The organism is Hymenobacter artigasi (assembly GCF_012275535.1).
Lineage (GTDB): Bacteria > Bacteroidota > Bacteroidia > Cytophagales > Hymenobacteraceae > Hymenobacter > Hymenobacter artigasi.
Window position 1 is genome coordinate 375,598 of the sequence record NZ_JAAVTK010000001.1, and the last position, 12,242, is coordinate 387,839.

The window sequence follows — 12,242 nt, forward strand, 5'->3', positions numbered from 1 at the left end:
GTTAATTGCCGGGCAGCTGCTGGCCGGGCGCTCCCATCGCCGGCCCCATCAGGCCAGCGAAAACTGCCGCAGCCATTGCTTCGCGTCCTCCATGTTCGCAAACATCTCGGCTTTGAAGGCCGTCAGCTGATGGTAGAAGGCCACGGCGGTGGCATCGGCCATCGACTCGCGCGTGGTGACCATGGCAAAATGGGTGAGGCCCGCCGCGGCGGCCTGGGGGGCCCAGGTGTTTATCACCCAATCGAGGGAATGCTCCCAGGAGCCCAGCACCGAGCGGGTATCGTTGAGCACGGCGTGGTAGCCCGACCCGGCCAATGCAGCCGTGTAGGCCGCCGCCCCGGTTCGGATGTTGTCGCTGGTGAGGTAGCCCATCCAGTTCACGTCAATCCAGCGGTCGGTGGGTATCGGCTCTATGGTGATGTACGTTCGTCCGAGGGAGCTTCTTAGTTCTTGGCGCATAGCACTAGGTGGTGGGGGTAATGGGTAGCACTTCGGCCAGCCAGGCTTTGGCGGCGGCCAGCGTGGGCAGGTAGCGGATGTGAAAGGTGTATTGCTCACTCTGCGTCACGTTGGTGACGTACTGGTTCACCGAAATCTTGCCAAACACCGATTCGGCTTCCACAAAAGCCATGTAGCGCACGCCGGCCGCGTAGGCGCGGGGGTTCCAGTCGGTGTGCAGCCATTCCTGGTCGGCCGATTTCACGGCGCCCAGGCCGTGCATATCGGCTATCCAGCCCACGGGGCCATCCTGCCGCCTGGTTTCGCTGATGTACTGGCGCAGGGTTTCATTCATGAGGTAGCGGAGCTGCTCGCTGTTGGCGAAGCCCGTCCACTGAATAATCGTACTCGGCACTTCAGAAGCCAGCTGAATGGCCCCGTACGATTCGGAGAGTAAGGTGGTATCGCTCATAAGGCTCCCTCTACGGCGCTATTCCTAAAAAGATACAGCCACCTTTCCGGCTCCCGTAGTCCATCAAAAGCCGTTCAATCCGGCCCTATGGCCCCTGCCGCCGCCGGGCGCGGGCTACCACAATTACCAGCGGCGCGGCCGAAGCTCAGCCTTATTTTACGGCTCTGCCTGCCAATCAGGCGCTACCGGAAACGGCAGCAGCCCGGTGCGCTTTAGCAGCGTTAGCCAGCGGCTCCCTCACCCGGCACCCGGCACCCGCCACACCGCCAGCCCCAGCGCCGGGCAGCAGCTGCCCAACCCCGAAGTCTACCTGCGGTAATAACCACGCACGGCGGCCCTACTGAGGCCCCAGATAAGCCGCCACATCCACGAGCCGGTAGGCCGGGTCGGTACTGAAAATGCCCTGGAGCGACCCCAGATGCCGCACCCCAATTATCAGCAGCTGGCGGCTTTGGCGGGTGGCCAGCTGCGCGGCCACAATGTTGGAATACACTTTCAGGTCGCGGTTGTACAGCACCGAGACAAACTCAGCGCCCACGTATTGGGGGTTGATGAAGGCCGCGTCCACCATCGGGTCGGGCTTCAGGGTACCGTTGGTGACGCGGGCGGCCGTGCGGTACACCAGCGTGTGCAACCCCTGAACCACGGCTGGACTATTAAGCGTGTGCAGGTACTGCGGCACCGTGGACGCACCGGCCAGCAGCTGCTGGTCGATGGGGGCCGCAAAGGCGCGCCAGCGGGCGGTGGCCTGCTCGTACAGCTCGATGTTCTGGCCCTGATGCAGGATGCTTTGGGAGGTGCCGCCCGGCGCGTTCACGCACTGAATGCGCGCCAGCCCCAGGCGCTTGCCCAGCGCAAAGCCCAGCTGGTACACTTCGGAGCGGCCCCCGGGCAGGGTGTTCAGGTCCAGCTTGTCCTGGCGGTAGAGCTGGTACAGACTGTCGACCTGGCCTTGGCGCTCGGGCAGCTCTTCTACCAGAATACCATCGGGCCGGTAGCGCTGCAGCCGGTCGAGGGTGGTGGCAAGCTCGGCCTGGCGCCTGGGCGTGAGCACGTCCGAGTTCGGGTTATCGGCCTTGTATAGCTGCGCCAGATGGTTGCAGCCAAGCAGCAGTATCGACGTCGGGGCCGGACTGGCTGCCGGGCCGGCCACCGGCCGGGTTTTGGTAGCGGTGCAGGCCGTCAGGCCCAGCAGCAGCCCAAGCAGGCTGGTAAAGCAACGTTGGTAGTTGCGGCCAGGCAGATTCATTCGATAGAAGCAGGTATAAGCTGGCCAAAGGTAGCCTACAGGGCCAAATGCCCCAGCTGCCATCAGCTGCCCAACTATCCTCCCGCTGCCCCCGGGGGCAAAGGCGGCTGGGGAAGCTTGTCATGCTGAGCGCAGCGAAGCATCCTCTCACCGCTGAACGAATCGTTGTAACGTGAGAGGATGCTTCACTGCGTTCAGCATGACACACGCCCCCACCCCCACCCCCGCCGCCCCCGGCGCGAAGCGGCTGAACGATGCGTCAGTTACTTCCCATGAGTAACCTCTAGGATGCGGCCGTCGCGTTTGCTTATCTCGATGTAAGCCACGCCGCCGTCCATACCCTTTGGTAAGAAGCCTTCCACTACCCACACGCCTTTGCTGTTCAGCGTAGCATGATACGGCTTTTCGCTCAGGACTCTCTTACCGTAGATGGGCAGCCAAACGGCTTCGGCGATGCGCTTTGCCGTAGCCGCATCAGGTACAAACCCGCCACTCGGCATGAAACTCGGCGATGCGGTGGGCTCTTGCGGCTCCGCCATTGCCGTTTGAGCATTGGCGCTGCTTGCCACTGTTAGCAACCCCACAATGAGCGAGAGAAAGACTTGCTGCTTCATACCGCAAGCTACTGTCCCCAGCCCCACCCCCAGCCGCCCCCGGCGCGCCAGCGGCTGGCGAAGCTTGGGGCTGTCGCTTAGCAGTGCGTCACCAGCAGCGTGGGCGATAGTTCCAGATACGAGTGCTGCGCGAACAGCTTCGTGAGCTACGGCAGCAACTGCCGGAAAAGCTCCATTATTTCGAACCGACTCCCGAATAGTTTCTCCCGCCCGGCATTTCGATTGAAATAAAAGGCATTTCGATTAAACCCACAGCTTTGGCAGTCAGGACCTTTGTTATCATCAACCAACCGAACCTATTTCCTGATGAAAGCAGTAAGAATTCACGCATTTGGCGGGCCGGAAGTCCTGCAAGTGGAAGAAACAGCGCGGCCGGTGCCAGCGGCCGACGAAATTCTCATTAAGCTGTATGCCAGCGGCGTAAACCCGGTCGACTGGGTGGTGCGGGAAGGCGGCAACGACGCGCTGCGGGCCTACCTGACCCTACCCATGACGCTGGGCTGGGATGCGGCCGGCGTGGTAGAGGAGCTGGGCAGCGCCGTCACCGGCTTCCGGAAAGGCGATGCCGTGTACGGCGAGCCCAACTTCCCCGGCGATGGCAGCTACGCCGAGTACTGCGCCGCCAAAGCCAGCCAGTTTGCCCTGAAGCCAAAGAGCCTTAGCTTTACCGAGGCGGCTGGGGTGCCGCTGGCCGGCCTCACGGCCTGGACGGCCCTCTTCGAGCACGGCAAGTTGCAGGCGGGCCAACGCGTCCTGATTCAGGGGGCCTCGGGTGGCGTGGGCGGTTTCGCCGTGCAGTTTGCCAAGGCCAAAGGCGCCTATGTCATCGGCACCGCCTCGGCGGGCAACCTGGACTACCTCCGGCAACTGGGGGCCGACGAGGTGATTGACTACCGCAGCCAGCAGTTTGAAGAGCTGGTGCGCGACCTGGACCTGGTGCTGGAAGCCTCGCCGCTGCGCGACAACGCCGAGCGCGTGAAAGCCATCTCGGTGCTGAAAAAAGGCGGCACCTTCGTCACCGTCAACACCGATTTCCCCTTCGACGACGCGGTGCAGGCGGCCCTGGCCCGGCAGCAGGCCACGGGCGCGCTGGCGGCCAACCAGCCCCGGCAGGAGTGGCTGCAGGAAATAGCCGGGCTGATTGACGCGGGCCAGGTGAAGGTGTTTATCAGCAAAGTGTACCCATTGGCGCAGGTGGCCGAGGCCCACCGCGAAAGCCAGACATGGCACGTACAAGGCAAGTTGGTGCTGCAAATCCGCCCCGACGACGAGCCGGCATGAGACGCTTCCGCACCATCAGCGAGTTTCACGAGTTTGTGCAGCTGCCCAAGCCCCAGCATCCGCTCCTGAGCGTGGTGGATGTGGGCACCGTGCCGCACCGGTACGGCGAAGAGCCGACGACAATGGTCTTCGATTTCTACTCCATCTCCGTGAAGCGCATGCACAATGTGAACGTGAAATACGGGCAGCATTCGTTCGATTTCAACGAAGGTGTGCTCTCGTTTATGGCGCCCAACCAGGTGTTCAGCATGGCGGTGGCCGATGATGCCGAGGCCGTGGAAAAATCGGGGTGGGTGGTGTACCTCCACCCCGATTTTCTGTGGAACACGCCGCTGGCCAAAACCATCCAGCAGTACGATTTCTGGGACTATTCACTCAAGGAAGCCCTGTTTCTGTCGGCCAAGGAGGAGGCGGCCATTCTGAGCCTCGTCTTTGCCATCGAACAGGAGTACGCGTCCACCATCGACCGGTTCAGCAAGCAGATTATCGTGTCGCACCTCGAAAGCCTGCTGCACTACGCCGACCGGTTCTATAACCGCCAGTTCCTGACCCGCGAAAAGGCCAACCACGAGGTGCTCGAACGCCTGGAAACCCTGCTGCAAACGCATTTCAACAGCCCGAACCTGCCCGAACACGGCCTGCCCACCGTCCAGTACGTGGCCGACTGCCTGCACCTCTCGCCCAAGTACCTTAGCAACCTGCTGCGCGTCCTCACCGGCCAAAACACCCAGCAGCACATTCACGCCATGCTGATAGCCAAAGCCAAGGAAAAGCTCTCAACCACTAGCCTCACCGTCAGCGAGATTGCCTACGGGCTGGGGTTCGAGCATTTGCAGTCGTTCAGCAAGCTGTTCAAAACCAAGACCAGCCTCTCGCCGCTAGAGTTCAGGGCGTCGTTTAATTGAAAACCAGATGGCCGGATGGCGCGGGCCTGCGGCCCGTGCCCACTATTCGCAGGCCTCCGGCCTGCATTCGTTGAACGATACTCTACCGGCGCGAACGCCTGCGGGCCTGGAGGCCCGCCAATAGTTGGCACGGGCCACAGGCCCGCGCCATCGGGCAGTCTACCGCTACAGAAAGTCGCTTAGCGGCACCCCGCAATCCGGAAAGGCGCTGCTGAACGGGTAATGGTGGGCCTCATCCACCAACCGGCTTTGCACGGGGTTCTGGTGGATGTAGTCCTGTTTTTGGCGCATCCAGGCCGTTGACTTCAGGTCGATGGGGTGGTTGCCGTCCTGCCAGAGCTTGAACGCCTGGCCGTGGGGCCGGCCATAAAATTGCAGCAAGCGCAACAGCCAGTCGCGGCGGCTTTCCTGCGGGTGAGTTTCGATAAGCTCGTAAATCCGTTTGGCGGTGAAGCTCTTCAAATCGCGCAGCACATGGGCCAGCAGCAGGCCATCGGCTACATCGGCAATGAGGTGAACGTGGCTGGGCATGATGCAGAAGGCATACACCCGCAACCCTTTGTGCCGGATGCAATACCGCAGGCTATCCAGAAACACGTCCGCGTAGTCGGGCCGGGTAAACACGTCAATCCAACCCACCACCGTCAGCGTCACAAAGAACAGCCCACCCTCATACGTTTTGTATTTCTCTGACATCGGTAGCGTGGTAGCAGATGATGGCGCGGGCCTGCGGCCCTTGCCCACTATTCGCAGGCCTCCGGCCTGCAATCGTTGAACAATAGTAGCCGTATTTCCCCTACCGGCGCCAACGACTGCGGGCCTGGAGGCCCGCTAATAGTCGGCACGGGCCGCAGGCCCGCGCCATCGGCGCCTACTGCAAGCTCCCAGCGCAACAGCGGCTGAACGATACCTGTCATGCTGAGCGCAGCGAAGCATCTTCTCTCTGAAGAACGACTCGTTGCAACGTGAGAGGATGCTTCGCAAGCTCAGCATGACAGCCCCGCCCCCCCAACCCCACCCCCCGCTGCCCCGGCGCGAAGGCGGCTGAACGATGCGTCAGGTTCTGCCTAGCGGTGCGTCACCAGCAGCGTGCGCGACAATTCCAGGTACGAGTGACGCGCGAACAGCTTCATTAGCTGCGGCAGAAACTCCTGGAAAAGCGCCAATAAATCGTTCGTACTGATGTTGCCCGTCGACACGAGCAGCAGCTTGTAGGGCTGGCCGTGGAGCAGGAAGCTGTTCACGAAGTCGGCGTCTTTGGTGATGACGATGCGTTGCTCCGCCATCGAGAGCCGGGTGATGCTGCCGTCCTGCGTCTGGTTGGCCGCCGGCAGGTCGAGGGTGTGCAGGCAGTCGCAGCCGGTGTGAAAGGCCAGAAAATCGGCCAACCGTTTCGGCAGCTGCGCATCGACCAGAAACCGCAGCGGCTCGGCGGGGCTCACGACGCCAGCCGGAAGATGGACCGCACTTGCAGCATATCGGCCGCGTAGGCCTGGCAGGCGCGCAGGTCCTCGGCCTCCAAATCGGGGTAGTCGGCCAGGATTTCGGCTTCCGTCATGCCGGAGGCCAGGTATTCGAGCACGTTTTGCACGGGGTAGCGCAAGCCGCGCACCGTGGGCTGCCCGTGGCAGATGTTCGGGTCGATGGTAATGCGCGGGTGGGCGGTGGAGCGAGGCGTTTCCATGCAGCTAAGATACGCCCGGCCCCACGGCCTCCAACCCCACCCCAGCCGCGCCCGGGGCGAAGCGGCTAAGGACGCCTGTCATGCTGAGCCGGCGAAGCATCCTCTCGCCGCAGAACGAATCGTGGCACCGTGAAAGGATGCTTCGCCGGCTCAGCATGACAGCCCCAACACCACCCCAGCCGCCCCAGGCGCGAAGCGGCTGAACGAAACCTGTCATGCTGAGCGCAGCGAAGTATCCTCTCGCCGCAGAACGACTCGTTGTAACGTGATAGGATGCTTCGCTGCGCTCAGCATGACAAGCCCGCTCCCACCGGCCCCCACCCCCGCCGCCCCCGGCGCGCCAGCGGCTGAGAGAAGCTGAGCGTTTCTTACAATTCCGCGTGAGCTTCCTTAAAAACAAACCAGCGGCTATCGGGGGCGGCAGCGGCTGGAGTTTCAACTCGTAGCAGTATATGCCTGATGCGGGTGCGTTGGATTATCTGCTTTGGTATATGCTAGCTTACCTGCAACCACCATACTTGCAAGATGAGTTGCTTGCAGAGCCTCACGGCTTCGATGAAAGAGTATAGCAAGCTCGCCAGCAGTATATGGTCTAACTCTGCACAGGTCTAGAATGACCTCCTGAATAATTGTAGACTTAGCTCTCCTTCCAATTCTATTAACCTTCGCTTTGAGTTCTTCTCCTAATTCTAGCATTAGGTTTTGTACTTGTATGGGTAGCTCGCGGCCTTGTATAGGTAGCTGCCCCCCTTGTATGGGTAGCTTACCCGCTTGTATGGATAGCTCATGCATCTCCGTGGGTAGTTGCTCATTGATGAATGAAGCTCCCGGCATATAATATGTTGCTGCTCCTTGTCCCTTCATCTCCAGTAGGCCAGAGGTTCGCATAGCGCGTAAGTCGCGGCTGGCAGTCAACGTGTCTACACCGCTTAACTGCCGATAACCAGCATTGTCAACAGCACCTGTTTCACGCAAGTAGATTAGAACATTTTTTTGAGCTTCATTCAAGTTGTAAGATGCGAAAAGAGAAAGCCACTGCAGGTCGCTTGGACTCAAAAAATGCTGAAGCAGTAAACGTGTCACAAAACGGTCCCCGCGTCGGTCAGATTCAAAAGTTGGCGGGGCAAATCCTGCCTCTTGCATTAGGCGGCGCATGGTGCGAATGCCGCTACCCTTGGTCTCGGCAGTATTGGTCTCATGAAATACAGCCGCCAAATGGGGATTTCTGTTTTCAGAACCGGGCTCTCCCAACTGCTCTTCTGCTTTAAGCGAATAGCCTGGATTAATAATCTCAAGGCGATTATTGTATCTGATAACTTGCACCGGGCTATGCTTCTTATACGAACGGTGCATCACGGCATTAACGATTGCCTCACGCAAAACACGAGTAGATAATCTTGGTGTCTCAGCCTGTACTTCTCCTTCTCTTAAAACGAATCCACGAGGCAAATCATCAATAATGGTGTCCTGTACGCGCTGTACCAATTGTAACAATGGGCCACGCATGTCAACAACATGCGAAAACCGCTCATCCGGATTTTCTACCCACTCCTTGCCAGGCACCCTGATATAATCAACTCGTGTCATCGGAAGCAGGCGACGTATTGCCTGACGTGTTCCAAAAAGCAGCAAGCCCGTGATTGTTGGGAAACGCTCACCTCCTACCAGTACGGTTGCGGAAAGGCTAGCGAGTAGCTCTTCATCATTCCATTGCAACTCTTCAGCTGATGCATTTACTTTTTCTCTCGCTCTCCGGTAAGCCGCGACAGAATCTGCATCAATGTCTTCTAAGACTGCACCCGAAATGACTGTTTTATCAAACGACTCTGCGCGCCGTTCTCCAAAGAACACTGCCATATCATCCTCTGTGCAATGATGGTCAGTAGGCCCGATTCTTCGATATGCGCCTCGAGGCAACCCCAGATTCGGGAAGAAAACTGGTTTTTCTGATGCAGATGCTTCCGGCACGCTTACACCAATTACAACTTTTCCTCTGAACACTGCCGAATTGATTTGCGGGCGAACAGGGACATTAAACATTGTAGCGCATTTTGTGGCAATCTCCTGCCCCAGCTTATCAGGGTCGGGTACACCAACCGGCTGATATGATGGGAAAAGGTTGTTTTCATCCCGGACCAAGCCCAACAGGATTATTCCACCACCCAAGTTTGGTTCGTTGGCAAACGCACATACCGATTCCATAAACGACTTATCAATCCCACTTCCTTGCTTGGCTTCAAGGCGACTGTTTTCATCAGTTGTGTTTAGTTGTTGGATTAGGGCTGCAATGTCCATATCAAGCTTGTAGCAAAAATCCCTGCCGCATAGCGAGAAGCGGCAGGGATTATTCTTGTTGTCAATTTATCTTTCAACAAACCCTTACGACCCACACGCCTCGCAGGCGTCCGGGTTATCCAGGGAGCAACTCATGTCGCTTTGGTTTTGCTCCACTAGGGCCATGGGCTCCAGGGTTTCGGCGGCTTGCTTTTCCACCGTGAACTTGATGGCGTCGGCGGCGGCTTTGGTGCGCAGGTAGTACATGCCGGTTTTCAGGCCGCGCTTCCAGCTGTGGAAGTGCATGCTGGTGAGCTTGCCGAAGTTCACGTTTTGCACGTGCAGGTTCAGGCTCTGGCTCTGGCAGATGTAGGCCCCGCGGTCGGCGGCCTGGTCGATGATGCGGCGCTGCGAAATCTCCCACACCGTCTTGTACAGGTCCTTGATGTGCTGCGGAATGCGGGCAATGCCCTGCACCGAGCCGTTGGCCGCGATGATTTCCTGCTTCATCGCGTCGTTCCACAGGCCCAGGGCCACCAGGTCCTTCAGCAGGTGCTTGTTCACCACCATAAACTCGCCGCTGAGCACGCGGCGCACGTAAATGTTGCTCGTGTAGGGCTCAAACGACTCGTTGTTGCCCAGAATCTGGGCGGTGCTGGCCGTGGGCATGGGCGCCACCAGCAGCGAGTTGCGGGCCCCGTGCTTCACCACCTCGGCGCGCAGGCTTTCCCAGTCCCAGCGGCCCGAGTCGGGCGTCACGTTCCAGAGGTCGAACTGGAACTTGCCCTGGCTCAGGGGCGAGCCGGGGAAGGTTTCGTAGTGCCCGTCTTTGATGGCGAGGTCCTTCGAGGCCGTCATGGCCGCGAAGTAGATGGTTTCGAAAATGTCCTTGTTCAGGCCGCAGGCCTCGTCGCTCTCGAAGGGCATGCGCAGGGCAATAAACGTGTCGGCCAGGCCCTGCACGCCCAGCCCGATGGGCCGGTGGCGGAAGTTCGACTTCTGCGTTTCGGGCACCGGGTAGTAGTTCACGTCAATCACCTTGTTCAGGTTCAGCGTGGCCTGGTAGGTCACCTCGTACAGCTTGTCGTGGTCGAAGGTGGTGTTGCCCTTGGCGTCCGTCACGAGGTAGCGGGGCAGTGCCAGCGAGGCCAGGTTGCACACCGCGATTTCGTCCTTGTCGGTGTACTCAATAATCTCGGTGCACAGGTTCGAGCTCTTAATCGTGCCCAGGTTTTGCTGGTTCGATTTGCCGTTGGCCGCGTCCTTAAACAGCATGTAGGGCGTACCCGTCTCCGTCTGGCTTTCCAGAATGGCAAACCACAATTCCTGCGCCTTGATGGTCTTGCGGCCCCGGCCTTCGCGCTCGTACTTCAGGTACAGCTTCTCGAACTCCGGGCCCCAGGCCGTGTCCATGCCCGGGCACTCGTGGGGGCACATCAGCGTCCAGTCGCCGTTTTCCTCCACGCGCTTCATGAACAAGTCGGGCGTCCAGAGGGCGTAAAACAAGTCGCGGGCGCGCATTTCCTCCTTGCCGTGGTTCTTTTTCAGGTCCAGGAATTCGAAAATATCGGCGTGCCAGGGCTCCAGGTAGATGGCGAACGCACCCTTGCGCTTCCCGCCGCCCTGGTCCACGTAGCGGGCCGTGTCGTTGAACACCTTCAGCATGGGCACCAGCCCGTTCGAGTTGCCGTTCGTGCCTTTGATGTAGGAGCCCGTGGCCCGCACATTGCTCACCGACAGCCCGATGCCGCCGGCCGACTGCGAAATCAGCGCGCAGTTCTTCAGCGTGTCATAAATGCCATCGATGGAGTCGTCCTTCATCGTCAGCAGGAAGCAGCTCGACATCTGCGGCTTCGGCGTGCCCGCGTTGAACAGCGTGGGCGTAGCGTGGGTAAACCACCGCTCGCTCAGCAGGTTGTAGGTTTTGATAACCGAGTCGATATCATCCTTGTGGATGCCCACCGACACGCGCATCAGCATGTGCTGGGGCCGCTCCACCACCTTGCCCTCCAGGCGCAGCAGGTACGAGCGCTCCAGCGTCTTGAAGCCGAAGAAGTCGTAGTTGTAGTCCCGGTCATAAATAATAGCCGAGTCCAGGGTGTGGGCATTCTTATGAATCACCTCCCACACATCGGTGGCGAGCAGCGAAGCGTTGTCGCCGTTCTTGGGGTCTTCGTAGGTGTACAGCCGCTTCATGGTTGAAGAGAAGGACTTCGACGTCACCTTGTGCAGGTTGCTCACCGCAATGCGGGCCGCCAGAATGGCGTAGTCCGGGTGCTTGGTGGTGAGCGAGGCGGCCGTTTCGGCGGCCAGGTTGTCGAGCTCCACGGTGGTCACGCCGTCGTAGATGCCGTCAATCACCTTCATGGCCACCGCAATAGGCGACACGAAATCCATGTTCAGCCCGTAGCAGAGCTTCTCAATGCGGGCGGTTACCTTGTCGAACTTGACGGATTCGCGGCGGCCGTCGCGTTTAATTACTAGCATACCAGTAGTGTTTTGGTGTGGGTTTTTGCTTATAGAAAGTAGCCGGCGCGGCACGGGGCCGGCGGCAAGTCGTTCATTCAGTAGTGAAAGGGTAGAGCGGAGGGCAGCGGGCTGTGGCGGCCCGGGAGTATTCAATCCCGGAAATTACCGCCTGGGTTTTCGAAGGGCAAGGAAAAAATGGGGAAGTTTTCCACATACCGCCAAACGGGCCCGCCCGGCCGCTTTTCACAAAACACCAGCTTCGTACCCACGTCTGTCATGCTGACGAAGGAAGCATCCTCTCCGCTGAACCAATGCCTCCCTGTCATGCTGACGAAGGAAGCATCCTCTCCCCGACGAACGGTTCGTTGGGGCGTGATAGGATGCTTCGCAGGCTCAGCATGACAGGAACCGGTCGTTCAGCGGGGAGAGGATGCTTCCTTCGTCAGCATGACAGGGAGGCACGCCATCAATAGGACGTCAGAATCTCCCGTTCTGGGTTAACTGATTCAATCAGCGCATCTTTCTTCGCCCTCGTCCAGCCCTTCAGTTCTTTCTCCCGCGCAATGGCGTAAGCAATATCCCCAAACTGGTCAGCATACAGCAAGTGGTAGCAGAAGTAGCGGCCGGCAAAGGTCTTAGCATCTCCCCGGTTGTCGTAGTGCTGCGCCAGCCGGCAGTTTAGGCTACCCGTCACCCCGATGTACAGCACAGTTTTAGCCGGATTGGTCGTGATGCAAACGAAGTAAGCCATACCTGTCTGTCATGTTGAGCGCAGCGAAACATCCTATCCCCGCCCCCTGTCATGCTGACGAAGGAAGCATCCTCTCACCGGTGAACATTCTCACCTGTCATGCTG

The 12,242-nt window shown here is 59.3% G+C and carries 12 protein-coding genes; 2 read left to right on the top strand and 10 right to left on the bottom strand.

Annotated features, from left to right (window positions below):
* Nucleotides 1-48 precede the first annotated feature (48 nt).
* From HBN54_RS01510 to HBN54_RS01525, 4 genes are all read right to left on the bottom strand, one after another.
* Nucleotides 49-459, bottom strand: a complete 411-nt coding sequence (locus tag HBN54_RS01510) for an STAS/SEC14 domain-containing protein (RefSeq protein WP_168671375.1) — start codon at nucleotides 457-459, stop codon at nucleotides 49-51.
* A gap of 4 nt (nucleotides 460-463) precedes the next feature.
* On the bottom strand, nucleotides 464-910 hold the full coding sequence (locus HBN54_RS01515) for a hypothetical protein (RefSeq protein ID WP_168671376.1): 447 nt from the start codon (nucleotides 908-910) through the stop codon (nucleotides 464-466).
* 337 nt (nucleotides 911-1,247) lie between these two features.
* Complete coding sequence (locus HBN54_RS01520) at nucleotides 1,248-2,159, bottom strand: DUF5694 domain-containing protein (RefSeq protein ID WP_168671377.1); 912 nt, start codon at nucleotides 2,157-2,159, stop codon at nucleotides 1,248-1,250.
* A gap of 263 nt (nucleotides 2,160-2,422) precedes the next feature.
* Nucleotides 2,423-2,773, bottom strand: coding sequence for a YbbC/YhhH family protein (locus HBN54_RS01525; protein WP_168671378.1), 351 nt, complete (start codon nucleotides 2,771-2,773; stop codon nucleotides 2,423-2,425).
* 306 nt (nucleotides 2,774-3,079) lie between these two features.
* Between HBN54_RS01525 and HBN54_RS01530 the strand changes: the two genes are divergently transcribed.
* Both HBN54_RS01530 and HBN54_RS01535 read left to right on the top strand, forming a co-directional pair.
* Complete coding sequence (locus HBN54_RS01530; RefSeq protein ID WP_168671379.1) at nucleotides 3,080-4,054, top strand: NADP-dependent oxidoreductase; 975 nt, start codon at nucleotides 3,080-3,082, stop codon at nucleotides 4,052-4,054.
* Nucleotides 4,051-4,959 carry a helix-turn-helix domain-containing protein gene (locus HBN54_RS01535; RefSeq protein ID WP_168671380.1) on the top strand — a complete coding sequence of 303 codons (909 nt, stop codon included), beginning with the start codon at nucleotides 4,051-4,053 and terminating at the stop codon, nucleotides 4,957-4,959. The genes HBN54_RS01530 and HBN54_RS01535 overlap by 4 nt, the downstream gene beginning before the upstream one ends.
* 165 nt (nucleotides 4,960-5,124) lie before the next feature.
* Here the strand turns inward: HBN54_RS01535 and HBN54_RS01540 are convergent, their stop codons facing one another.
* The 6 genes from HBN54_RS01540 to HBN54_RS01565 form a co-directional block, all read right to left on the bottom strand.
* Nucleotides 5,125-5,655 (bottom strand): REP-associated tyrosine transposase, encoded by a 531-nt coding sequence (locus HBN54_RS01540; protein WP_168671381.1) that lies wholly within the window; start codon nucleotides 5,653-5,655, stop codon nucleotides 5,125-5,127.
* Nucleotides 5,656-6,026: 371 nt separating this feature from the next.
* Complete coding sequence (locus tag HBN54_RS01545) at nucleotides 6,027-6,401, bottom strand: DUF5615 family PIN-like protein (RefSeq protein WP_210427900.1); 375 nt, start codon at nucleotides 6,399-6,401, stop codon at nucleotides 6,027-6,029.
* Nucleotides 6,398-6,643: a DUF433 domain-containing protein gene (locus HBN54_RS01550; protein WP_168671382.1), complete on the bottom strand. Its 246-nt coding sequence runs from the start codon at nucleotides 6,641-6,643 to the stop codon at nucleotides 6,398-6,400. Before HBN54_RS01550 ends, HBN54_RS01545 begins: the two co-directional genes overlap by 4 nt.
* Before the next feature lie 435 nt (nucleotides 6,644-7,078).
* Nucleotides 7,079-8,938, bottom strand: a complete 1,860-nt coding sequence (locus HBN54_RS01555) for an ATP-binding protein (protein ID WP_168671383.1) — start codon at nucleotides 8,936-8,938, stop codon at nucleotides 7,079-7,081.
* Between the two features lie 84 nt (nucleotides 8,939-9,022).
* Nucleotides 9,023-11,404 (bottom strand): ribonucleoside-diphosphate reductase subunit alpha, encoded by a 2,382-nt coding sequence (locus tag HBN54_RS01560; protein ID WP_168671384.1) that lies wholly within the window; start codon nucleotides 11,402-11,404, stop codon nucleotides 9,023-9,025.
* 448 nt (nucleotides 11,405-11,852) lie between these two features.
* Nucleotides 11,853-12,137: a GIY-YIG nuclease family protein gene (locus HBN54_RS01565; RefSeq protein WP_168671385.1), complete on the bottom strand. Its 285-nt coding sequence runs from the start codon at nucleotides 12,135-12,137 to the stop codon at nucleotides 11,853-11,855.
* Between the last annotated feature and the right edge of the window lie 105 nt (nucleotides 12,138-12,242).